At 68.1% G+C, this 22,570-nt stretch carries 19 protein-coding genes; 7 read left to right on the top strand and 12 right to left on the bottom strand.

The genetic code is table 11. From position 1 onward, the window contains the following. Window position 1: 1 nt before the first annotated feature. Window positions 2-1,240, top strand: a complete 1,239-nt coding sequence (locus KBI44_07895; protein MBP9144389.1) for an ABC transporter permease — start codon at window positions 2-4, stop codon at window positions 1,238-1,240. Between the two features lie 30 nt (window positions 1,241-1,270). Continuing rightward, complete coding sequence (locus KBI44_07890) at window positions 1,271-2,524, top strand: ABC transporter permease (protein MBP9144388.1); 1,254 nt, start codon at window positions 1,271-1,273, stop codon at window positions 2,522-2,524. Window positions 2,525-2,533: 9 nt separating this feature from the next. On the opposite strand, the gene KBI44_07885 is transcribed toward KBI44_07890, so the two are convergent. From KBI44_07885 to KBI44_07860, 6 genes are all read right to left on the bottom strand, one after another. After that, window positions 2,534-3,235 carry a DUF4386 domain-containing protein gene (locus KBI44_07885; GenBank protein ID MBP9144387.1) on the bottom strand — a complete coding sequence of 234 codons (702 nt, stop codon included), beginning with the start codon at window positions 3,233-3,235 and terminating at the stop codon, window positions 2,534-2,536. A gap of 88 nt (window positions 3,236-3,323) precedes the next feature. Beyond that, window positions 3,324-3,977, bottom strand: coding sequence for a thioredoxin domain-containing protein (locus KBI44_07880; protein MBP9144386.1), 654 nt, complete (start codon window positions 3,975-3,977; stop codon window positions 3,324-3,326). Continuing rightward, window positions 3,974-4,423, bottom strand: a complete 450-nt coding sequence (locus tag KBI44_07875; protein MBP9144385.1) for a disulfide bond formation protein B — start codon at window positions 4,421-4,423, stop codon at window positions 3,974-3,976. The genes KBI44_07880 and KBI44_07875 overlap by 4 nt, the downstream gene beginning before the upstream one ends. 149 nt (window positions 4,424-4,572) lie before the next feature. After that, window positions 4,573-6,138 (bottom strand): FG-GAP repeat protein, encoded by a 1,566-nt coding sequence (locus tag KBI44_07870; GenBank protein MBP9144384.1) that lies wholly within the window; start codon window positions 6,136-6,138, stop codon window positions 4,573-4,575. 195 nt (window positions 6,139-6,333) lie between these two features. Further along, window positions 6,334-7,299 carry a transporter gene (locus tag KBI44_07865; protein MBP9144383.1) on the bottom strand — a complete coding sequence of 322 codons (966 nt, stop codon included), beginning with the start codon at window positions 7,297-7,299 and terminating at the stop codon, window positions 6,334-6,336. Window positions 7,300-7,502: 203 nt separating this feature from the next. Further along, on the bottom strand, window positions 7,503-7,706 hold the full coding sequence (locus KBI44_07860) for a cold shock domain-containing protein (protein MBP9144382.1): 204 nt from the start codon (window positions 7,704-7,706) through the stop codon (window positions 7,503-7,505). A gap of 266 nt (window positions 7,707-7,972) precedes the next feature. Between KBI44_07860 and KBI44_07855 the strand changes: the two genes are divergently transcribed. Then, the gene (locus KBI44_07855) at window positions 7,973-8,275 is read left to right on the top strand and encodes a hypothetical protein (protein ID MBP9144381.1); all 303 of its coding nucleotides are present in this window, start codon (window positions 7,973-7,975) and stop codon (window positions 8,273-8,275) included. Window positions 8,276-8,380: 105 nt separating this feature from the next. Continuing rightward, window positions 8,381-9,721, top strand: a complete 1,341-nt coding sequence (locus KBI44_07850; GenBank protein ID MBP9144380.1) for a PQQ-dependent sugar dehydrogenase — start codon at window positions 8,381-8,383, stop codon at window positions 9,719-9,721. 7 nt (window positions 9,722-9,728) lie between these two features. Here KBI44_07850 and KBI44_07845 read toward each other — a convergent pair whose 3' ends face one another. After that, a complete protein-coding gene (locus tag KBI44_07845) occupies window positions 9,729-10,262 on the bottom strand; it encodes a DUF4333 domain-containing protein (protein MBP9144379.1) in 534 nt (177 codons plus the stop codon). A gap of 191 nt (window positions 10,263-10,453) precedes the next feature. Continuing rightward, window positions 10,454-10,879 (bottom strand): response regulator transcription factor, encoded by a 426-nt coding sequence (locus tag KBI44_07840; protein ID MBP9144378.1) that lies wholly within the window; start codon window positions 10,877-10,879, stop codon window positions 10,454-10,456. Between the two features lie 213 nt (window positions 10,880-11,092). Here KBI44_07840 and KBI44_07835 point away from each other — a divergent pair, with 213 nt between their 5' ends. Continuing rightward, window positions 11,093-11,299 carry a hypothetical protein gene (locus tag KBI44_07835; protein MBP9144377.1) on the top strand — a complete coding sequence of 69 codons (207 nt, stop codon included), beginning with the start codon at window positions 11,093-11,095 and terminating at the stop codon, window positions 11,297-11,299. Between the two features lie 105 nt (window positions 11,300-11,404). Beyond that, entirely contained in the window at window positions 11,405-13,663 is a 2,259-nt protein-coding gene (locus KBI44_07830) for a hypothetical protein (GenBank protein ID MBP9144376.1), read from the top strand. A 94-nt stretch (window positions 13,664-13,757) separates the two neighbouring features. On the opposite strand, the gene KBI44_07825 is transcribed toward KBI44_07830, so the two are convergent. From KBI44_07825 to KBI44_07815, 3 genes are all read right to left on the bottom strand, one after another. Continuing rightward, window positions 13,758-15,548 (bottom strand): hypothetical protein, encoded by a 1,791-nt coding sequence (locus KBI44_07825; protein MBP9144375.1) that lies wholly within the window; start codon window positions 15,546-15,548, stop codon window positions 13,758-13,760. Between the two features lie 158 nt (window positions 15,549-15,706). After that, a complete protein-coding gene (locus KBI44_07820) occupies window positions 15,707-18,388 on the bottom strand; it encodes a serine/threonine protein kinase (GenBank protein MBP9144374.1) in 2,682 nt (893 codons plus the stop codon). Further along, window positions 18,385-18,954, bottom strand: a complete 570-nt coding sequence (locus KBI44_07815) for a sigma-70 family RNA polymerase sigma factor (GenBank protein MBP9144373.1) — start codon at window positions 18,952-18,954, stop codon at window positions 18,385-18,387. The genes KBI44_07820 and KBI44_07815 overlap by 4 nt, the downstream gene beginning before the upstream one ends. Before the next feature lie 221 nt (window positions 18,955-19,175). Here KBI44_07815 and KBI44_07810 point away from each other — a divergent pair, with 221 nt between their 5' ends. Next, on the top strand, window positions 19,176-20,786 hold the full coding sequence (locus KBI44_07810; protein ID MBP9144372.1) for an amidase: 1,611 nt from the start codon (window positions 19,176-19,178) through the stop codon (window positions 20,784-20,786). Between the two features lie 99 nt (window positions 20,787-20,885). Here KBI44_07810 and KBI44_07805 read toward each other — a convergent pair whose 3' ends face one another. Next, complete coding sequence (locus KBI44_07805) at window positions 20,886-22,547, bottom strand: FAD-dependent oxidoreductase (protein ID MBP9144371.1); 1,662 nt, start codon at window positions 22,545-22,547, stop codon at window positions 20,886-20,888. Window positions 22,548-22,570 lie beyond the last annotated feature (23 nt).

Here is a 22,570-nt window from a genome sequence, read left to right as displayed (position 1 = left end):
GATGCGCCGCCGTGGCCAGGACACGCTCGAAGCCTTGCGGCTCGCCATCGGGGCGATCCGCGCCAACAAGGCCCGCGGCGTCCTCACGACTCTGGGCATCGTCATCGGCGTGCTCGGCGTCATCACCACGATGACCGCCGCCAACGGCCTCGCCAACAACTTCCGCGAGAGCGTCTCCGCGCTCGGCACCGACGTGGTCTACGTCTCGCGGATGCCGTGGATCATCCGCGGCAACTTCTTCGACTTCCGCAACCGGCCGCGGGTGAGCCTGCGCGAAGTCGAGAGGCTCGAGAGCCGGCTGCCGCACGCCGCCGCCATCAACCCGACGACGCATACCGAGCGCAGCGTCAAGTTCTCCTCGGAGACGATCGACAACGTCGACGTCATCGGCACCACCGACAAGCAGATGCTGGTGTCGACATCGGTGCCCGAGAGCGGCCGGTTCCTCACGCCGTTCGACGTGCAGGCCAATCGCCGGGTGTGCGTCATCGGCTCCGAGATCCGCACCCGGCTTTTCGCCGGGGTCGATCCGCTCAACAAGCAGATGAAGATCGGCCGGTCGAGCTTCCGGGTCATCGGCGTCATGGAGAAGCAGGGCAGCGCCGGCTTCTTCGGCGGGCCGAACTTCGACTCGCAGGTCTTCGTCCCGATCACCACGTTCGCCAAGGTGTTCGGCGGCGCGCAGCGCAACATCGACATCGCTGTCAAGGCCCCTCCTTCGGTACTCGTGAGCGACTTCGAGTACGAGGTGGTCGGCGAGATGCGCAAGGTGAGGAAGCTCGCCCCCGGAGAGAAGGACGACTTCTCGATCAACAAGATGGACTCGCTGCTCGAGATGTTCAACAACGTCATGGGGGTGGTGCTGCTCATCGGCATCGTCATCACCGGCATCTCGCTCTTCGTCGGTGGAGTGGGCGTCATGAACATCATGTTCGTCTCGGTCACCGAGCGCACCCGGGAGATCGGCATCCGCAAGGCGATCGGCGCGAGGAAGCGGGCCATTCTCGTCCAGTTCCTCTTCGAGTCGGCTGCGATCTGCCTGATCGGCGGCCTCATGGGATTGCTGCTCGCCGCGGTCGTCACCGAGGTCATCAACCGTACTCTGATGCCGGCGAGCATCTCGCCGGGCATCGTCGTCGTGGCCCTCCTGGTCTCGACCTTGACCGGAATCGCCGCCGGCGTCGTGCCGGCCTACCGCGCCTCGCGCCTCGATCCGATCGACGCGCTGCGCTACGAATGAACCGATAGGGCGCAACCGGGAGAAGACGCCATGAGACTACGCGAGACCCTGCCGATGGCGCTCGATGCGATCCGCGCCAACAAGCTGCGCTCGGTCCTCACCCTGGTCGGCATCGTCGCCGGCGTCGCTTCGATCATCGCCGTGATGACCGGCATCTCGGTGATCCAATCGACCATGGAGAGTGAGCTCTCGGTGCTCGGGACGCAGACCTTCCAGGTGCAGAAATGGCCGGCCGGGAACTTCGGACCGGGCAACCGCGACTGGCGGAAGATCCAGGCGCGGCCACCGGTCACCGTCGAGGACGCGGTGGCGATCCGCGAGAAGGTGAAGAGTGTCGACCTCGTCGGAGCCGAGCTCTGGCGTTTCGGCGCCGAGGCGAGCTACAAGGGCGAAAAGACCGAATCCAATCTCTGGGTGGTCGGCGGTGATGGGCAGTACGCCCCGAACAACACGCACCTCGTGGGCCTGGGGCGCAACCTGACGGACGAAGACGAGCGGGTCCTCCGGCGGGTCGCGGTGATCGGCTATGCGGTCGCCGACCAGCTCTTTCCGTTCATCGACCCGATCGGCCAGGAGATGAAGATCGACGGCCACCGGTACTCGGTCGTCGGCGTCTTCGAGGAGAAGAAGTCGGCGGCCGGCGGCAACTACGACAACTACATCCTCATCCCGATCAGCTCCTGGATCCGCACCTACGGCTGGCGCGACAGCGACGGCAATCGCGAGCGCTCGGTCAACATCACCGTCCGGGCGCTCACCCCGCAGCTCCTCGACGAGGCGATCCAGGAGACCCGGGCGGTGCTGCGCGTCGAGCGCGGCGTTCCGCCCGGCGAGGACGACAACTTCGACATCTTCACGAACGACAGCCAGATCAAGCAGTTCAATCAGGCGACACGAGGCGTCAAGCTCGGCGCCTTCGTGATCGGCATCATCGCGCTCGTCGTCGCCGGCATCGGCATCATGAACATCATGCTGGTGTCGGTCACCGAGCGCACCCGCGAGATCGGCATTCGCAAGGCGCTCGGGGCGAAGCGCAATCAGGTTCTGGCTCAGTTCCTGCTCGAGGCGATCGTGCTCTGCAACTTCGGCGGGGTGCTCGGAGTCGTGATCGGCTTCGCTCTCGGCAACCTCGTGACGATCTTCACCGGCTTCCCCGTGCACGTGCCGATCGAGTGGGCGGTGAACGGTCTCATCTTCTGCACCGTCGTCGGCCTCACCTTCGGCATGTGGCCGGCGATGAAGGCCTCGAAGCTCGCGCCGATCGACGCCCTGCGCTGGGAGTAGCCGTGCAGGCTAGGCGCCGGGAGCGCTTCCTGCTTGCGGACGCGCCCCCCAGATCAGGAGCCAGAAGATGATCGGCACCTCCGCCATCACCAGCAGGCCCGTGACCGGCGAAACCTGGGGGACGTAGCGCGGCAGGATCAGCGTGACGAAGGCGTCGAGAACGTAGGCCGCGCCGGCGACCCACAAGAGGTAGCCCAGGAATCGCGGAATGAAACGCGATCTCACCACCAGGAGCCCGAACGGGAAGAGCCAGAGCCCCCAGAAGATCGAGGCCACGGTGATTCCCTGCCCGTGCAGACGGAAGAAGAGGTAGGCCAGGGCGTCGAGCTGCGGCCGAGCGAAGACGGTGAGAAAATCGACGCCGCTCACCAGGGTCAGCGCGGCGATCTCGTTCAGCACGTTGACGAAGACGATCGGCACGGAGACCAACGCACCGAGGACCACGACCTGCCGGGCCAGGGACTCGTCTACCGGCTTGAACAGGCGGTAGAGCGCCAGAACGAGGAAGATCACGATCGCCTGATGCAGGAGCTCGCTCGCGATCCCCATTCGAACCAGCCCCTCCGCGGATCGCAGGTTGTCGGCCGTCGCTACCGCGTTTCCCTGTACGAGCACTTTCCCTGGGACGATCAGCAGTCCGAGCGGAGCGGAGAGCGCGAGAAGCAGATAGAGAAGCCCGGCGTGGCGTGCCTGCCGTTTCGTCGTGCTCACGTCCCCCCCCCTTTTCCTCGACGGGACCGCCTGAAACGAGCGACCTCGCCTTCTGCGCAGTCGGCCCGCGGCTCACTCTGCCCGCGGCTCATTCTGGATACTGCGCTCTCACCTCGGCCTCGATGAGGGCCGCGAGCGGGCGTTCGCCGAAGGGCTCGAGCGGCTTGCCGTTGACGAAGAAGCCGGGCGTCTTGCGCACGCCCAGCGTCGCTGCGTCGGCGAGGTCCTGCTCGATGACGGCGGTGATGCGCGGGTCGGCCATGTCCATCTCGAGGCGTTCGAGATCGACTCCGGCCTGCGGCAGGAGCTGCCAGATCCGGTCCGGCAGGACCTGGTGGTGCTGTGTCCAGACCTGCTGATTCTGGTAGAGAAGCTCGAGCGCCTCCCAGAACTTACCCTGCATCTTCGCCGCCTCGAGGATACGCACTGCGCCGCTCGAACCCTCGTGGAACGGGGCATAGCGGACGATGAGCTGGATCCTTCCCGGGTAGGTCGCCATGAAGCGCTTGACGATCGGCGAGAACACGGCGCAGGTTTCGCAGGCGGGGTCGGTGAATTCGACAATGAAGACCTTGGCATCGCTGGCGCCGAGCGTCGGCGAATGGGGTCGGACGAAGGTCGAGGCGTACTCCTGCGCCAGGAAACCCAGCTGCTCGGCTCGCCGCCCCTTGAACCAGGAGGCGGCGAAGAGAAATCCGGCGACGACGACGACGCAGGAAACCGCGACGATCAGACGTTTCATGGCGAGGCTCTCCTCTGGAGCGTGAACAGAATGGCCACCAGCATCGTGAAGGCGATCACCGAGAGCGAGGGTATCGAGAGCAAGCCGAACAGGCTGATGTACTCCTCCATGCACGACACGCCCTTGGCGCAGGGCTGGAGGCTCTCCGGTACGACGCCGGCATAGACCAGGTTGTGGTAGACCGCCACGAACCACCCGAGGATGGCGAGAGGCAGCCCGTAGCGCACCGCGCCGCGGTCGAACGGAAGGAGGCCCCGGGCGAGGATGACGACGAGCGGAAAGAGGCAGATCCGCTGGTACCAGCAGAGCACGCACGGGGCGAACTCCATGACGTAGCTGAAGAACAGGCTGCCGGCCGTGGCGAGGAGGGCGATCATCCAGGCCGCGAAGAGGAGGATCCAATCGAGATCCGATTTCCCGGCGGGACGGCGCTCGCGAACGGTCATGGGCGGATCCGGGTCATCCGGAGATCTTAGCCGGTGCCGAAGCCTTCGGAGTAGAGCCTCTCGGGATCTGCTGGTCTGGCATCGCTCCAGGCCGCCCGCGTCGAACACGAGCGGCGGGGTCCGGGGCTAGGCATCGCCTGGCGGAGCGCTCAGGGTGTGTCCCCCGACCAGTAGAAGATCGACCCGAACTCGAAGTTGTCCGCGAAGACCAGCCGCGCCTCGCCGTAGAGAATCTGTATCAGGCCGGTCCCGGCCTGGTCGTTCCACTCGGCGCCCGGAGCGCCGATGACGAGGTCGTCGACGCCGTCGCCATCGAAGTCGCCGCCGGCGAGCGCGGCGCCGAACTTGTCGTTCGAGTGCGCGGCGAAGCCCAGAGTTGGATCGTCCCAGTTCCAGACCTGGTGGGCCGCAGTTCCGGCGAAACCGTATTGGCCGAAGAGTACATGGACCGTGCCGGCGTCGAGCGCGGTGTCGGGGAGCCCGTCGCGCAGATTCTCTCCGGGGACTCCGTAGGCGACGTCGGGACGGCCGTCCCCGTTCCAGTCTCCCGTGGCGATGACCTCGCCGAACCGATCGAACGGCTCGGAGGCCTCGGAGAGGCCTGCGAGTCCCTGTGCGAAGCCCCGTCCGGTCGTTTCGCTATAGACCCGGCCCGATTCCTCGTTCACGCCGCTGGTCGATCCGGGGATGCCGATCAGCAGGTCGAACTGCAGGGTGTCGGGCGAGGGAATGAAGGCCAGACTCGCGCCGCTGCGGCCGCCGGCGTTCGGGAAGGAGGTCTCCCAGGAGCCGCTCTCGGTCGTCACCCGGACGATCCCGGCCGAGCTGCCCGCTCCGCTCGCCTCGGCCAACGGCGCGCCGATCGCGATCAGACGGGAGCTCTCGCCGGAGCCGTAGGTACCGCAACCGATAGCGGATCCGAACCGGTCGCCGGGAGCCGGCGGAGTGGAAAAGCCGGCTGCCCCGAAGTACGACGCGCCGCTCGCCGTCAACCCCCCCGGCGAGCCCATGAGGCCGGCTGCGGCGCCGGAGCTGTTGAGCCCGCCGAAGTTGTCCCCGGGAATGCCGATCGCGAGGTCGTCCACCGCGTCCTGGACGAAGCTGACATCGCAGGTCGCGAGCGCCGCACCGAACTGGTCGCCGGTCTGGCTCACCGCTGCGGCCGGGAGGTTCTCCTGGGCGAACGCCTGATTGCCCGCGGTGATGATGCCGCCGAGCGAGCCGTAGAAAACGTGCACGACGCCGCCGTCGGCGACGATCACGCCGGGCGAGATCTCGACGTCCTCCAACGGTACTCCGACGGCGAGGTCGTCGAAGGTGTCGCCGTTGAAGTCCCCGACGGCCAGGGTGGCGCCGAACTGGTCGCTCGCCTCCGCGACCCCGAGCACTCCGGCGACGTCCTGGTGGAGAGAGAAGACCGGCAACGCGCCGGCGCCGTCGAGTCCCGAAGGCGCGCCGTAGACGATCAGCACGCTCCCCGCGTCGACGACCGCGCCGACGTCTTCGCCGGGAAGGCCGACGACGAGATCGTCGTAGGAGTCGCCGTCGAAGTCGCCCACGGCGAGCGCGGCGCCGAAGCGGTCTCCCGCTTCGACCAAGCTGCCTAGATCACCCTGGTTCCAACGCTGATGGCCGGTCGGCGTGAGTTGAGCGTCGAGCGGCGACAGGCAGCCGACGGCGAGGCAGAGTACGGCGGTGGTAGCGCGTGCAGGCATCGGGAATCCTCCTGCTCCATCAGTCTCCGCAGCGGGTCGCGCGTTACCGGTCTCGACCGGGAAAGAGCGGGGACCTCGACCTGTCCCGCCGCGGCGGTATCGCTCCGCTGCTCCACTTCGAGAATCTCGGCGACCGGCGATTCTCCCGCTCCGCGTCAGCCATCGCCCGAAGGAGACGTGCGCCCGGCGACGCTGCTAGTCGAACCAGAGGAACTGGTAGGCGACGCTGTAGGTTTCGAAGCTCGAGCCGACGCGCGCCGTGACTCCCTTGGCTACCAGGAGCTTGATCGTGTGGCCGCGCTTCAGGGGGAGCGAGAGCGTCGCTCCGATGCGGCTGTTCTCCTGGCGAGTGTCGCCGCCGACGCCGTCGGCGAAAGTCTCGCCACCGGCGTAGAAGGTGGCGTCGATCGACACCCAGAGCTGGTGCTTGAAGGTGTAGCCGACATGTCCCTGGACCGTCCACAGCGGATCCTGCGAGCGCACCACACCGCCGGGGAAGAAGTCGTCGTTGTCCTCGAAGAGCCAGACTCCCGCGGCAGCTTCGAGTGTCCACGGGCCCCTGGGGTGGGAGAGACCGAGCTCCGGCTTGAGGGCCCAGCGATGGGCGCCGAGGTTGATCAGCTTTTCTGGATCGTACTCGCCGGTCGGCGCCGTGACCCCCAGGCTGAACCCCAGCGTCGTTCTGGGTGGCGCGGCGGCGAACTCCCTGGGGCTCAGAGCGGGCCCGCCCATCAGATTGACGACGAAGCGGCCGCGCACGTCCGCCAGCCCGGACCGCGTGATGCTGCGCTGCTCTTCGAAGACGTTGCCCGAGATCGAGCCCCAGGCGCCGGGAACCGCGAGAGCCACGGTCGCTGTCCGGCCGAAGAGGTTGAAAGAGCGCCCGTAAGAGAGATTCGCCGAGCTCACGTTGGCGACCACGTCGAAAAACGGCAGCGACGGATCGAACAGCACGTCGCCGGTTTGGTAGGTGTAGCCGAAGAGCAGGAAGTTGGCCCCTACCGGCGCCGGTGAGTAGGCCCGCGGTTCCAGTTCCTGCGCGCCCGCAGCCGTGGTCGCGAGAGCCAGAACCAGGATGAAGGCGCGGGCGATGGAGATTGTCGGAGTTTTCACGTCGGGACCTGCACGAGCCGATTGTAGTGCAGCGCGCAGCGACCGCATCCTCCACTGGGGGGTCACGCCCGGCGCACGGGGCTTCGCTCGCCGACCACCGACCGCCATCGTTCTCGCACCGGTCGACCGGTCCGGCGAACAGGGCTCCGCACGGCTCGACCTGGGCCGAACCGCGCGGAGCGAATGAATCTGTCGGGAAGTACTACGAATCGCGCGCGGCGGTGAGGCCGGGCGGATTGGGGTCGCTCAGGTCAGGAGATGCGCCGGACGTTCGCCGAGGCCGGACCCTTCGGGCCCTGGACGATGTCGAACTCGACCGCTTCGCCGTCGTTGAGGCTCTTGTAGCCCTCGCCGGCGATCGCCGAATGGTGGACGAAACAGTCCTTCTCGCCATCTTCACGCGTGATGAAACCGAAACCCTTCTCTGCGTTGAACCACTTCACTGTGCCCTTCATTTGACTTGTCCTTGGATCTACGGGATCGAGCCTGCAATGCGGGACCGATCTGCCGTGGAAGTTTGGAAGAGCTCCGGCGCGCGACTCTAGCGCTGCCAAGAAGCCCTCCTCCACCGAGCACAATGGCACGAATCGGCTTCGGGCGATAGTGACCCAACGCTCCGACGCTGCGCCCGCGAGGGCGGCGCCCCCTCGTCTCCGCACGAAGGTCGATGTCCGGCGCCTGCTCACAATCGCCGCGTGTAGAGTGGAGAAAGGGAGGCACCATGACCGAGTCGTTCACCGCCAGCCGCCTGACCAAGGGCAACCGCATCTTCCCCACCCGCATCGAGGTGAGCCCGGACCGCGTGACGCGCATTCAGCCGCGGCTCCTGGGCAGCACGGAGGAGAGCATCGCGATTCCGAACGTAGCCTCCGTGCAGATTGCCACCGGTGTGCTGTTCTCCGACATCCGCATCGACTCCTCCGGTGGCGCCAATCCGATCGAGAGTCACGGCCATACCAAGGGTGACGCGCGCCGCATCCGCGAGCTCATCGAGCAGTATCAGAAGGAGACCTCCCGAAGCTGACGTCCGGGCCGGACGATCGCGGGCGGCTCCACTGGGACCTTCTTCACAGACGCCTCGTTTCCTTCCCGCTAGGCTGCGCGCTCCGACTCGAAGGGGAGATCCCGTATGCCGCTGTCGCGCCTGGCCGCCCTCGCAATCTGCCTCCTCCCTGCACCCCCGCTCGCCGCGACCGTCGCCTTCTCGCCGCTCGTCGACGTCGGCGACGCGCCGGTCGCCTTCGTGGACCCACCCGACGGCCTGTCCCATCGCCTGATCGCGACGCAGCCCGGGCAGGTGAGGGTCTGGGACGGCAGCTCGCCGGCCGTCTCGGGAACGCCCATGCTGGACCTGCGAAACGATGTCTCCGTCCCGGCGCCACAACGCAAGGTGAACTTCGGCGGCGAACGCGGCCTGCTGGCGATGACCGTCCATCCCGGCTACGCGGCGAACGGCTTCGTCTTTCTCTACTACACGAGCCGCGACTGGGACGGCGCCGGCGGCATCGCCGATGGCGACATCGTCGTCGAGCGCTACACGCGGGACCCCGGCGATCCCGACCTCCTGCTCGTCGGGTCGAGCCAGATCGTCCTCGTCGTTGCGCACCCCGACGGCAACCACAACGGAGGCGACCTCCGATTCGGCCCCGACGGCTACCTCTACGTCACCCTCGGCGACGGCGGCGGCGGCTGCGACTCGACCGCCGGCAGCGGCCAGGACACGAACCAGCTGCTCGGCAAGATGCTCCGCCTCGACGTCGACGGCCCGGACGCCTTTCCGGCCGATCCACTGAGAAACTATGCAATTCCGGCCGGCAACCCGCTGACGGGAGTCGCGGGGCTCGACGAGATCTGGGCGCTCGGACTGCGCAATCCGTTTCGCTTCTCGTTCGACCGCAGCAGCGGCGACATCTACATCGGCGACGTCGGCCAGGACGACTGGGAGGAGATCAATCTGCTGGCGTCCGGCGAGGTGACGGCCGGCGCACCGGTCAACTTCGGATGGCCCTGTCGCGAAGGCTTCGACGCCGCCGGCTGCGGCACACCGCCGCAGGGGTGCGGCGCGAGCTTCCGCAATCCGGTGCGCGTCGAGGCCAACTCGGGCGGCACCTGGGGTTCGATCATGGGGGGCTACCGCTATCGCGGGGGAGCGCTCGCGAGCGACCTCGGCAACCGCTATGTCTACGGCGACGCCGGCAATGGCGAGGTCTGGGCGGCAGCGATCGGCGCGCCCCATCCGGCGACCGCTCCCGGCTGGTCGAGCGTCGAGCTCACGACTTCGGCGCTCGGGCCGTTCGGCTTCGGCGAAGACCAGACGGGCGAGCTCTATCTGCTCTCGGGCTGGTCGGGACGCATCGACTGCATCCATCCGAACGGCGGAGGCTGCGAGGCCTGGGCAGGCCTCGCCGATCTCTTCCTCGACGGCTTCGAGAGCGCCGGCACGGCCAGCTGGAGCGCCGTCGCGCCCTGAACCGCGATCAGTCCATCGACCAGCTGATGTTGCCGTCGGCGTCCTTGATCGTGATGATCACCGGCGGAATCGGTCCGTCGGCATCCTCGCCCTCGCACTCGAAAGTGTCCCCGACCTCGCCTACCTGCCAGCGGTCGCCGCACGACACCTCGACTTCGGCCCCCACCTGGTCGGCGAGCCCCTTCTCCACCGCCTCCTCGGCCGCCTGCATGTCGAACAGGCCGATGCTCTGGAGCACCTTCCACTCGATATTGCCCTGATCGTCCTTCTGCGTGACCTGCACCCGGAGGCTGCCGCCGATCTCGGGCTTGCCGGTGCACTCGAACGTGTCTCCCGCTCTTGCCGCCCGGCTCTCTTGCGGGCAGGAGACCGACGTCATCGCGAGGCCCAGTTGCTGGGCGACACCGTCGTGGATCGACTTCTCGACGCCCGCGATGTCGAGCGAGATGCCGCAACCGCCGAGGGCGAGCAGCGCGACGGGCAACAGGACGTTTCGGGCGACACGACGGGACGGACGGACGACGACCTCGCGTTGCGGCATGGAAGATCCCCTGAGACTGGGCAACTGGCTGCCCGGTTCCGCTGCGTTGGAGAAACGGGCGACAAGTCTACTCACATCGGGCGCCAAAGAATCAGGAGGGGGAGAGGCCGCCCGAAATCTGACGGCTTCTCCCCCTCTGCTCGTTCGCAGGGCACTCGACGGGCCACACCGGCCTGCGTCCGCGTTGCGGACTAGATCAGATTGAACTCCGTGGCGTAGCGGACGATCTCCACCCGGCCGGCAACTCCGAGCTTCTCGAGCAGGTTGGCGCGGTGGTTCTCGACGGTGCGAACCGAGAGACCAAGGAGATCGGCCGCCTGACGGTTCGTGTTGCCCCTGGCCAGAAGGCACAGGACCTCGGTCTCCCGGCGGGTCAGCACCTCGGGCGGCACGCGCCCGCTGCGCCGCGAGGCGAGCTGCTGAGGCGCCAGGTGGAACGCCGCCGGCTGCACATGAATGTCGCAGCCGCAGGCGGCCCGGATCGCCGCGAGAACCTGGGACTCCTTGGCGCGATCGATCACGTAAAGGAAGGCTCTCGGTCGCGATGCATCGGCGTCGGTGAGATTCCAGTCTTCCGTCGGGTACGAGTGCGTCAGATCCACGTGGGGCATCGCCATGTCGACCTCCGTAGTGAGGGGCTGGGCGAATTGAAATCGTCGTTCGCCGGTTCGACAGGTTGCACCCGGCGTGCCATCTCCCCGCGGGAGTCTCCCGTCGCTGTGCAGAGAGCGAGCCGCGCCCCTCGCCAGGAGAGGTCCGGCGCACTCTGTGAAGCGCCGACGACGGCAGTCCGACGAGCGCGGCCGAGCTCGAATGCACGACGTTCGAAGATGAGGTCCGAACGACGCCGCCGCAGCAATCTGCGCGGAACTCTCTACAAATCGGTCACAGCGGCCGACAGGAGATGCGGCGGCGGAGCGGCGAACCTCCCGGCGCAGGACATCTTCTTCGCCCACTGGCTGCCCGACAGCCGCCGCATCGCGCTCTCGGCAGGCAAGAGCAGCCGCGACGCCGTCCTGATCCGCGATTTCCGGTAGGCGTATCCAAACGCCTCGCCGGTAGCGGAAAGCCCGACAGCGCGGACTTCGCGTGGTACGGTCCCCCTTTCCAGTGCCAGTCCATACAGGTGTGAAGGGGAGAGGATGCACGTTCGCCTCGGGTACGTCGCAGCTCTCGGTCTGCTTCTGTCCACGGCAGGACCGCTCCGGGGAGGTACCCCGTTCCATTGGGACCAGACGGATTTTGCGGTCGCCAACAGCGAACGTCTCTCGTCGAGCGTCTCCGCCGCCGACTTCATCGTCACAACGACAGCGCGGCTCGACGCCGCGGACGTCTGGCTGTCCGACGACGTCCTCAACGACAACGGCGCGCTCGACAGCTTCAGCGGCCTGCTCAGCTGGGCGATCTACTCGAATTCGGGAGGCAACCCGGGAACGCTCCTCTTCTCGGGACGGGACAGCACGGTTGGTCGCGCCGACACCGGTCTGCAGGACGCTTTCGGCTACGACATCGTCCGTGCCCGCTTCGAGTTCGACGGCCGGGTCGTCCTCCCTCCTGGCACCTACTGGCTGGCGCTGCACGAGGGCGCCTGGGGCGCGGCCGGCGACGGCTCCGAGCTCTGGTGGCAGATCCACTCGAACATCGTGGGCTCGCCGGCGCGCTACTCGGTCGACGAATCGACGCCAGGCAGCTGGCTGACCGGCCTCGGCGACCAGGCTTTCGCCCTCTTCGGTGGTCCTCTCGCCTGGCAGCAAGGCGCGGTGGCCGCAGGCGCCGCCGGCACGGACGTTTCGGGCGGCGTGACCGCCAACGACTTCACGCTCGCCGCCGCCACTCACCTGGGCAGCCTGGATGCCTGGATCATGGACGCGGGTCGGATCGACAACGGATACGGCGACGCCTTCTCCGAGGTCCTGAGCTGGGCGGTCTACACGAACAGCGCCGGCGCCCCGGGGACGGTGATCGCCAGCGGTTCCGACTCGACGCCCCAGATCGAGGACACCGGACTCAACAGTGCCGACGGGGATCTGCTGCGCGTGCGCATCGAGCTGCGGCCGTCGCTCACGCTGGGGCCCGGCATCTACTGGCTGGCGCTCCACGAAGGACTCTGGCTTCAGGCGTTCGACGGATCCGCTATCGCCTGGTCCGACAGCACGGTGCCGCTCGGCGCCGGCCAGTGGTACGACGCCAGCGAGTCCTCTCCGGGACCCTGGGACTTCCAGAACCCTTACGAGTCCGCCTTCGTCCTCTTCGACGATCCGATCTTCGCCTCCGGCTTCGAGCGCGGCTCGACCCGTGCCTGGCTCTCGATTTTGGACAGCGCCTGCCGCCAGGGAACCGACACCGACAACGACCGCCTCGACGACTGCTTCGAGTCGAACACCGGCCGCTTCGTCGACGTGCGCAACACCGGCACCCACCCGGCGAATGCCGACACCGACGGCGACGGCATCCAGGACGGCGACGAAACGCTCGGCACCCTCGCCGGACTGAACCTGCCCGCGCTGGGGACCAACCCGCTGAAGAAGAACATCCTGCTCGAATACGACTGGTTCACCGACGCCCTGGACTGCGCGGCGCACTCCCACCGGCCGACCGCGGCGGCGCTCGCAGCGGTGACCGCGATGTTCTCGAACGCCCCGAACGCCAACCCGGACGGAACGGCCGGCATCCACTTCATCCACGACTACGGCCAGGGGGGCGCCTTCGCCGGCGGCAACCTGATCGCCGATCCCGACGGCGTCATCGCCGGCGGCGTCGGCGGCACCGAGTACCTGGCGCACAAGGCCGCAAACTTCGCTGCGAATCGAAACGGCTACTTCCACTACACGCTTCTGCCGCACCGCTACAACACCAGCAGCGGCAGTTCCGGTCAGGCCGAACTCCCCGGCGACGATCTCGTCGTTTCGCTCCAGTGCGCCGGCTCCGACGGCAACGTGGCCAACACCATCGCACACGAGCTAGGGCACAACCTGGGCCTGCAGCACGGCGGAAACACCAGCTGCAACTACAAGCCGAACTACAACTCGGTGCTGAACTACAAGTACCAGTTCCCCGGCGTCGACAACGACTGCACGCCGCCCTCGAACGGCGTGCTCGACTACTCGCGCGGCCAGCGCATTTCGTTGAACGAGAACAGCCTGAACGAGAACAACGGCATCTGCGGCCCAGGTTTCCCGTTCGACTGGAACGGCACCGGAGGGATCCAGGTGGGGGTCGTTTTCGACATCAATTCGGCCTCTCCGTCCGGCACCCAGAACGCCGATTGCGGCGGCATTCTGACCACGCTCGCCGACTTCAACGATTGGGGCAACGTCAATTTCCTCGGCATCAACGACCCCGACTTCGCGCCCCTGCAGAGAGAGATCATCGACTGCGACAACCCGGCGCCCGGGAGCTGAGTCCGGGCGTGCCCGGCACCTCGGCCCCGGGCGAGAGCCAAAGCCCCTCGGGTGGACGGTAGACCCCCATCGCGGAGACTCCGTTCGCGCTCGGTCAGGGCGCTGCGCAGGCCCCACTCTCCAAGGCCTGGGCACACGGCACCGTCGAGGACCACTGGGAGGGATCGCCCGACTCGAAGCCGTCGGCGAAGAGCGGACGGATCTCGTCGGCGCCGCGGTCGTAGGGACCGAGGATGTTGGGGATCGAGGTGAAGTCGAAGCCGCGCTGCTCGAGGTCGAGGTCTAGGTAGACCGGTGCATAGACTTCCTCGTTGCACGAGTCGATCGCGGGAGAATCGAGCCGTAGCCGAAGGTTCCCGGCCGCCGCATTCAAGAATCGCGGATCCGCTCCGACCATCGTATTGCTGAATATGGTGGCCCCATCCAGGGTGTCGAGCAACACGCAGCCCACATTCACGATGCCTCCGGTGGTCGTGGTGAACGGGCGCTGATCGTCCAGGATACTGGTGAAGATCTCCACCGTGGCGCCGCCACTCGCCTGAGCGCCGCGGCTGTTCCAGTAGGGCGGCACTCCGCCGATGAGGTAGTCGTTCCTCGCCGCCGACACGAATCCGGCTTCGATGTGAGCCGCATTCTCGGCCTGGAACAGCGAGACCGTACGGTTATCCCACAGCTGCACGCCCTCGAGGGACATCGCCGAGCCTGCGCCTTCGGCGAAAAGCACGAATCCCGCCTCGCCCGGCCCGCTGTTCTGTTCGATGAAAGCGTGGGCGAGGGTCAGGTGAGATCCGCCGGCGACGTAGGCCGCACTGCCCAGGCCGCCCGCCGACAGCGAGTTGCCGGAAAGAGAAGCGCATCGCGGCGGCGAGGGGCAGTTCGAAGATGCCGAGGAGCGTTCCAGGTCCATGAGGCCGCCGCCGACGAGCGCCACGCCGCCGCCCAGGTTCGCGGCCGTGTTGTCGTCGATCAGGACGCTCGAAAGCGTCGCGCGGGCGCCTCCAGAAGCGCCTTGGATGTAGAAACCACCGCCTGCGTTGCTCGCGATGTTGCCGGTGACTCGCGCGCCGTAGATCGCGCCACCGCCACCGTCCATTCTCGCGCCGGTCTGGAGATAGATCCCGCCGCCCAGCGGCGCGGCGTTCGACTGGACGTAACCGCCCTCGGCCAGATTCAGCTGACAGAAGTTGCTCGCGAAGATGCCCCCCCCGGCGCTCGTGGCCTGGTTGCTGTAGACCACTCCGTGAAGAGTCACCTCGCTGGTGGGATCGGCGCAGTGAATGCCGCCGCCGAAGAGCGCGCCGCTGTTGTCGTGAATTCCGACGAAGGTGTCGATTTCGACGCGGCCGCCGGAGGTGACTCGCAGGCCCGTGCCGTTGGCGTAGAGCTCCGAGTTGAAGAGTCCGACTTCACTGTCACCGCTGACGTCGAGACCGCGGCTTCCGCCGTGGATCCGCAGGCGGGAGAGCGTCACGTTCGAGACCTGACTGGCCGTGGTGCTCACCGTGATGACCGGGTCCGAGCCGTTGCCGGCGAGCGTCGTGGTCCCTGAGAAGGTCAGGCCTCCGCAGTCGTCGACACCGCCGGCAAGGGTGAGCGTTCCGGTGGTCGCCGGGTTCCAGTTGGTCAGGGTCAGCTGGACGTTGGTGTAGCTGACCGTACGGGTCAAGATGATGAGATCGTCCTCGGGGCTGAAGGCGGCGGAGAGCAGCGCCGCGGCGATCGTGGGGTGCGTGCAGCCCGCGCCGCCCACATGGTAGGTGGCGGCCCCAGCGGGATCCTGCACCAGAAACGGCGCGACGCCGGCGATCACCGCGAGAACCAGAATCGCCCCGCGGTGCGGCTGCCGGGCGCGCGAATAGACAGTTGCAAGGAGCTGCGAGCTCATGTTCCATCCTCCGTGGTGATGGAGTCCGGAAGACGCCGGTCGAAGTCGATCCTCGAGCGCCCGCCGACTCACTACAGAGAGAAACAAGAACCGCGGAGAATCCGGACAGCCGGCCCGAGCTGCGGAAACGGATGAGGCGGACTGTGCCGTCCAAGCAGCTACGGTGGAGAGCGACCGTGACGACGGAGATAGCTTGCGAGCGCTTCGCGGGCGGTCTCCACGTCCTTCGGATCGAGGCCTGCGGCGGCAGCATCCCGCAGCGCGACGGCCCGGCGCAGCAGGCCTTCGGCGCGCTCGAGCTCACCGCTCTTCTCGGCGATCCCGGCGAGGTAGATCTGCGGCCAGGAGAGCATCACGTGATCCGCGCCCAGCTTCGCGCCGAGGTTGGTCAGACTCTGCTCGAGGAGAGGCCGCGCCTCCTCGGTCCGGCCGAGGGCGAGCAGAGCCTCGCCGAGATTGAAGACCGTGCGCGAAATCGCGATGTGCTCTTCCTTGAGGGTCCGGCGAAGCTGGGCGAGGGCGCGGCGATAGAGCACGGCCGCTGCCGCCGGCCGGCCCAGCGCCCATTCGATGGTGCCGAGGTTGTTGAGAATCTGGCCAACGTCCGGATGATTGACGCGTTCGCGCTCGTAGCCGGCAAGCGCCCGCTCGAAGTACGCCCGCGCCGCCTCGTACTCGCCGAGCTGGTTGTGGGCCACGCCGAGGTTGTTGGCTACCGTCGCGACTCGGAAATCGTCTGGCCCCAGGCTCGCCTCGTAGATCGCCAGCGCGCGTTCGAGCAGCGGCAGCGAGAGTCGATTCTGGCCCTCGAGCGTGTGGAGGTCGGCGACGCCGACCAGCGCCGCCGCAACCGACGGATGCGACGGTCCCAGCCGCGCTTCGAGGAGCGCCTGTGCGGCCTCGCGCTGCGTGCGGGCCTCGGCGACCCGTCCCGCCTTGGCGTGCGCGTTGGCGAGAAACAGCCGGAGGTCTCCCTCGCGCTCCACGACCCCGAGCTCCTGCCAGAGCGCGAGGGATTCGTTGAGTGTGTCGATGGCGCCGCGCTCGTCGCGCGAGTTCTCGAGATTTCCCCGCACCTCGAGCGCCGAGGCGAGCCCGCGACGGTCGTCGAGCCGACGGTAGTCGGCGACCGCGAGATCGATGAGCACCGCCGCCTCCTCGAAGCGGCCGCGCTGCGATTCGTGGCGACCGAGCGAGAGGCGGCTCGTGGCGAGGTCGGCGGGGCGGGCCCCGGGCGTGCTCTCGCGCAACCGGAGGCTCTCGCGCAGCAGCGGCTCCGCCGCGTCGAGCAGGCCGAGCTGGCGGTAGATCGTGCCGAGCTCGGAGAGCAGGCGGGCGCGCACCAGCGGCTGGTCGGAAAGCGCGTCGTCCAGACGACCGGCGGAGCGGTCGAGGAGCTCGCGGGCGCTCATCTCGGACGCTCTGCCGACGCCGGGGCGCGAGTAGGGGTCGGTCGAGCGGAAGAGATCGGTGAGGAAGACGACGACCTGTTCGGTCTCGAGCCGGGCCTGTTCAGCCTCATCGGCCTGCAGGCGGGTCGCATCACGCTCGGCTGCAAGGCGCGCCGTGAAAGCGGCGGTGAGGCCGATGACCAGCACCGTCACGGTCGCGGCGACGGCGCTCGCGAGGCGGTGGCGCCCGACGAAGCGGCGCAGCCGGTAGAGACGGTTCGACCTGCGCGCCAGCACCGGCCGCCCCTCGAGGAGGTGGAGCAGATCGTCCGCGAGCCGATCGGCCGACCGATAGCGCTCGCGGGGATCGACGGCCAGGGACTTCGCGACCACCGCATCGAGGTCGGCGAGCGGCAGATCGAGGCGCACTCCCGAGGCCGATCGCGACGGCGGCGGAAGCTCTCGCTCCTGGCGCTCTCCATCGGCGACCCCGCGCTCCGGCCGCCGGTCGGCGAGCAGCTCCCAGGCGAGGAGACCGAGCTGGTAGACGTCGGACGCCGTGGTCACCGGCCGGCCCGCGAGCTGCTCCGGGCTGGCGTACTGCGGCGTGAGCCAGGATCGGCCATGGTGCAGTGTCGTCGCCGGCCGGAGTTGCGTCGCGCTCCGTGAGAGCGCCGGCGCCGCGGTCGAATCCACCGCTGACGAGGATGACGGGAGACTCTCCGGTTCGAGGATGCGCGCGATGCCGAAGTCGAGCAGCTTCACCGTACCCGAGGCGTCGACCAGGATGTTCGAAGGCTTGAGATCACGGTGGACGATCAGGCGCTGATGCGCCGTCGCCACCGCGGCGCAGACATCCACCAGGAGGCGCAGGCGGCCCCGTGCGTCGCGGCCGCGACGCCGGCAATAGTCGTCGATCGCTTCGCCGGCGACATGCTCCATCACGATGTAGGGCGAGCCGTCGGCGGTGAGACCGGCGTCGTAGAGCTGGGCGATATGGGGATGGACGAGCTCGGCCAGGATCTGCTGCTCGCGCAGCAACCGCCCGAGATCGGTGTAGGCGTGGTCGAGATGGACGACCTTGATCGCCACGCGGCGCTCGAAGAGCCCGTCGGCGCGTTCGCCGAGATAGACCCGGCCCATCCCCCCGGCACCGATCTCCGCGACGATGCGATAGGCACCGAGCTCGGAGCCCGGCTGAAGAGGGCCATCCTCGTCGGCGAGCGCATCGTCGAGCAGTTCGCCGCGCAAAGCGCCGCCGGGGCGGAGGAACCCGTCGTCCTCGAGCGCCGCCGCAAGCCACGACGCAAGCTCGGCGCGCCGTCCGGCGTCTTCGATCCCTTCCAGGCGGCGGGCCCGCGCTTGCGGTGCGAGACCGAGCAGTTCCGCGAAGTCGGGGTCGAGCGCGGATCTGCCGGGTGCGGGAGGGCGGGATTCGTCGGCGCTCATGACGCGCTTCCTCCTGCCGAAGACGGAATCAGCCCGAGCTCCACCTTCAACCAGGCGCGCGCCCGCAGCCAGTCCCGCCGGACCGTGCGATCCGACACACCGAGGGCGACCGCGGTCTCCTCCTCGGTCATCCCGGCGTAGAAGCGGCATTCGACCAGGCGGCACAGACGCTCGTCGAGCTTCCCGAGCCGCTCGAGAGCCTCGCCGACATCGAGGATCTCCTCGTATTGAGCGCGTTCCACGGCGAGGTCGCGGTCGTCGAGCGGGTCCGCGTCGCGCCCCCCGCCGTGCTTCCCGGCGAGCTTGCGTCGCGCCGCATTGACCAGGATATGTCGCATCGCCCGGGCCGAAGCGGCGAGAAAGTGGGCGCGGTCGGCGAACTCCCCGCTTCGGACCATCTTGAGATAGGCCTCGTGAACCAGGCTCGTCGTGTCGAGGGTACGGCCTGGCCGCAGCCGGCGCAGCTGGGCGCTCGCGATACGGCGCAAGTCCGGATACAGCGCGTCGACCAGGCGATCGATGGCCTCGGGTGCGCCCGTGCGACAGGCGGTCAAAGCAGCTTGCACGTTCGGCGGCTCGAGAACGGGCACATGGACTCCTGAGGTTCCGGCGATGGTATCCGACGCCGCCGCGAGCGGCCAAATGAGCTCCCGGCCCCTCGGAGTAGAGTTCGAGAAGCAGCGGGCTCCCGGAGGGGACGATGGCAGAACGAGGCAGTCGGTCGCGCTGGAATCCAGGGTGGTGGGCCGTGCTGCTGGCAGCGGCGCCGGCGTGGGCCGGCGGCCCGGTGAATGTCGTCGAGGCGTCGATCCCCGAAATGCAGGAGGCGATGAGCTCGGGCAGCGTCACGTCGCGCGAGCTGGTGACGCAGCACCTGCTGCGCATCGCTTTCTACGAAGACCGGATCAACGCCACGATCGCCGTCAATCCGCGGGCGCTCGACGAGGCCGACGCCCTCGACCGCGAACGCCGCGCCGGCAAGGTGCGCGGACCGCTGCACGGCATCCCGATCGCGCTCAAGGACAACATCCACACCATCGACATGCCGACCACCGGCGGCGCGCTGGCGTTCGCGGGCTTCGTCCCGCCGTACGAGGCGACGCTGGTCTCGAATCTGCGCGCCGCGGGAGCGATCGTCCTTGCCAAGACGCAGATGACCGAGCTCGCGAACTGGGTGGCCGGGCCGCCGGGCATGCCGACCAACTACAACTCCCTCAACGGCTACGGTTTCAACCCGTACGATCCACGGCGCGATCCGCGTGAGCCCACCTTCGACGGCCGCCCGGCGCTCGCGACCGGCGGCTCGAGCTCGGGCACCGGAACGGCAGCGAGCTTCTGGGTCGCGAACGTCGGCACCGAAACCTCCGGGTCGATCCTCAGCCCGGCGAACGCCAACCGACTCGCGGCGGTCAAGCCGACCGTCGGCCGGATCAGCCGGCACGGCATCATCCCGATCACCGCCGACCAGGACACCGCCGGTCCGATCGCGAGGAGCGTCACCGACGCGGCGATCCTTCTGGGAGCCCTCGAGGGCGCGCAGGCCGATCCGAACGACCCATCGACCTCGCGCTGTGCGCGCGAGACCGACTACACGAAGTACCTCGACCGCGGCGCCCTGCGCGGCGCGCGCATCGGCATCCCGCGCGCCTACTTCTACGACGCGGCGAAGGCACCGGGCAACGCCGAGCCTCAGGGGGGACTCGACGCGCCGCACGCCGCCGCGATGGAGGAGGCGATCGCGATATTGAGGCGCGAGGGCGCGATCGTCGTCGACCCCGCCGACATCCCCAGCGTCGTCGACGCCGACCCGGAACGCAACTTCCTGCTCTGGAACATCTGCCGCAGCCTCGACGAGGCTAAGACGAAGCGCTGCTCGATCGACTTCGCCTACGGCATGGAGCGCGACTTCAACCTCTGGCTGGCCTCGCTCGGTCCCGCTGCGCCCGTGAAGAGCCTGACCGAGCTGCGCCAGTGGAACCGCGAGCACCAGAAGGCCGGCACGCTCAAGTACGGCCAGGCGCTGCTCGACTTCTCGGACGCGATGGACCCGCACGTCTACCGCGAGCGCTACGAGGCGGACCGCGCCAAGGACCTGGCGCTCACGGCAACGCACGGCATCGACGAGGCGATGACGACGCACCGCCTCGACGCCCTGCTCTTCCCCGGCCCGCGCGGCGCCAACCTCGCCGCCCGCCCAGGCTACCCGACCGTCATGGTGCCGTTCGGCACGGTGGCAACGATCCCCGATCCGCCCTTCCCGGACGGCTTCGATCCGGCCCCTCTGGCGCTCGGCGTGAGCTTCACCGGCAGCGCCTGCGCCGAGCCCCGACTCCTCGCGCTCGGCTACGCCTTCGAGCAGGCCACCCGCAAGCGCCTCCCGCCGAACGGGATGCCCTGACGGCTGCACCTCCAATGGCCTTCCGGATGGGTAGCGGGCTCCGGCCGGTCGGACCGGCCACAGTTCGAACTCGACCCCTCCGGTCGGCGCGGGAACGAGTCAGACGGTTTCGAGATAGCGCTGAATCGAGAAGATCGCCGCAGATCCCTCCCCAACCGCAGCGGCAACGCGGCGGTTGGCGCCGGCTCGCACGTCTCCGGCAGCGAAGACCCCCGGGACGCTGGTCTCGAACAGCAGTGGATCGCGATCGAGTTTCCAGCCGCGCGGCCGGGCTCCCTCGCGCGGCAGATCCGGTCCGGTGAGGATGAAACCGCGATCGTCCTTCTGCACGAAGCCGGCGACCCACTCGGACCGTGGCGCTCCGCCGACGAAGAGAAAGAGCGCCGCGCAGGGAAGGGTCGAAGTCTGTCCGCTTTCTTCGTACCGCACCGTCACCGCTTCGAGGCGATCCTGTCCGAGCGCTTGCGTCACCGTCACCCGCGGCAAGACGGTGATGTTGGGCAGCGTCGCGATGCGGTCGATAAGGTACTGCGACATCGAAGTCTCGAGGCCGGAGCTCCGCACCAGCATCGTGACCCTCCGACAGCTTCTGGCAAAGAAGACCGCCCCCTGCCCCGCCGAATTGGCGCCGCCGACGATGCAGATGTCCTGATTGCGATAGGCCGCTACTTCGGTCGTCGCCGCGCCGTAGTAGACGCCCGCGCCGAGGAGCGGCTCGATACCGGGGGCTTCGAGCCGGTTCGTCGCCGTTCCGGTGGCGAGCAACACGGCATAGCTCGCGATCTCGCTGCCGTCGGCGAGCCTCACCACGCGATACGGATCTTCGCGGCGTATCGCCTCCACCCGCTGTGCGGTCAGCAGCTCGGCGCCGAACCGCCGCGCCTGGGCGGTGGCGCGCTGGGCCAGGTCGGATCCCGAAACGCCGCCCGGAAAGCCCAGGTAGTTCTCGATCCGCGAGCTGGTCCCCGCCTGCCCGCCCGGGGCACTCTGCTCGACGAGCAGCGTCGCCAGACCCTCCGAGGCGCCGTAGACCGCGTTCGCCAGTCCCGCAGGTCCGCCGCCGACGATCACCAGGTCGTAGAACGGCCGGCCGGCTCGGGTCGCGAGTCCGACCCGTGCCGCGAGTTCCAGCGCCGTCGGTGCGACCAGGTGGCTGCCGTCGGGGAAGAGCACCACCGGAAGGCGCGTGAGACTGCCGGCGAGCTGCATCACCAGCTCGCCCGTCGCCTTGTCGCGGTCGACGTCCAGCCACTGATACGGGACGTGATTGCGCGCCAGAAAGTCCTTGGCTTCGTAGCACTGACGCGACCACTGCGCGCCGGCGAGCCGGATCCCCTCGAACGGTGGTCGGCTCTGCGCGCGCCAGGCGGCGAGCAGGTCGTCGAGCACCGGGTAGAGCTTCTCCTCCGGTGGATGCCACGGCTTGAGCAGGTAGTGATCGAGACCGATCTCGTTGATGCTCGCGATCGCCGCTTCGATGTCGGCGTAGGCGGTCAGCAGGACCTTGCGCGCCTCGGGGAAGAGCTTGCGCGCCTCGCCGAGAAGCTCCGTACCCGTCATTCCCGGCATCCGCTGATCGACCAGAAAGAGCGCGATCGTGCGCCCGCGCGTCAGCGCGTCACTCGCCGCCGCGAGGGCTTCTGCGCCCGAGCGCGCCTTGAGAACGAGGTAGTCCTCACGATAGCGCTCGCGCAGATCGCGCTCGACCGCGGCCAGGACATCCGGATCGTCGTCGACGGCGAGAATGATCGGCTTCGACACGGCGGCGGCCTCCCGACCCGGTA

Source organism: Thermoanaerobaculia bacterium, assembly GCA_018057705.1.
Taxonomy (GTDB): domain Bacteria; phylum Acidobacteriota; class Thermoanaerobaculia; order Multivoradales; family JAGPDF01; genus JAGPDF01.
Note: the sequence above shows the minus strand (reverse complement) of the source record. Positions and strands in the feature narration are given on the sequence as shown.

Bases quoted from the DNA above. Each gene is read 5' to 3' on its own strand.
- KBI44_07820 (MBP9144374.1), bottom strand. From the start codon at position 18,388: ATGAGCGCCGACGAATCCCGCCCTCCCGCACCCGGCAGATCCGCGCTC.
- KBI44_07840 (MBP9144378.1), bottom strand. From the start codon at position 10,879: ATGGCGATGCCCCACGTGGATCTGACGCACTCGTACCCGACGGAAGAC.
- KBI44_07870 (MBP9144384.1), bottom strand. From the start codon at position 6,138: ATGCCTGCACGCGCTACCACCGCCGTACTCTGCCTCGCCGTCGGCTGC.
- KBI44_07865 (MBP9144383.1), bottom strand. From the start codon at position 7,299: ATGCGGTCGCTGCGCGCTGCACTACAATCGGCTCGTGCAGGTCCCGAC.
- KBI44_07875 (MBP9144385.1), bottom strand. From the start codon at position 4,423: ATGACCGTTCGCGAGCGCCGTCCCGCCGGGAAATCGGATCTCGATTGG.
- KBI44_07860 (MBP9144382.1), bottom strand. From the start codon at position 7,706: ATGAAGGGCACAGTGAAGTGGTTCAACGCAGAGAAGGGTTTCGGTTTC.
- KBI44_07845 (MBP9144379.1), bottom strand. From the start codon at position 10,262: ATGCCGCAACGCGAGGTCGTCGTCCGTCCGTCCCGTCGTGTCGCCCGA.
- KBI44_07835 (MBP9144377.1), top strand. From the start codon at position 11,093: ATGAGGTCCGAACGACGCCGCCGCAGCAATCTGCGCGGAACTCTCTAC.
- KBI44_07855 (MBP9144381.1), top strand. From the start codon at position 7,973: ATGACCGAGTCGTTCACCGCCAGCCGCCTGACCAAGGGCAACCGCATC.
- KBI44_07825 (MBP9144375.1), bottom strand. From the start codon at position 15,548: ATGAGCTCGCAGCTCCTTGCAACTGTCTATTCGCGCGCCCGGCAGCCG.
- KBI44_07890 (MBP9144388.1), top strand. From the start codon at position 1,271: ATGAGACTACGCGAGACCCTGCCGATGGCGCTCGATGCGATCCGCGCC.
- KBI44_07895 (MBP9144389.1), top strand. From the start codon at position 2: ATGCGCCGCCGTGGCCAGGACACGCTCGAAGCCTTGCGGCTCGCCATC.
- KBI44_07850 (MBP9144380.1), top strand. From the start codon at position 8,381: ATGCCGCTGTCGCGCCTGGCCGCCCTCGCAATCTGCCTCCTCCCTGCA.
- KBI44_07880 (MBP9144386.1), bottom strand. From the start codon at position 3,977: ATGAAACGTCTGATCGTCGCGGTTTCCTGCGTCGTCGTCGTCGCCGGA.
- KBI44_07830 (MBP9144376.1), top strand. From the start codon at position 11,405: ATGCACGTTCGCCTCGGGTACGTCGCAGCTCTCGGTCTGCTTCTGTCC.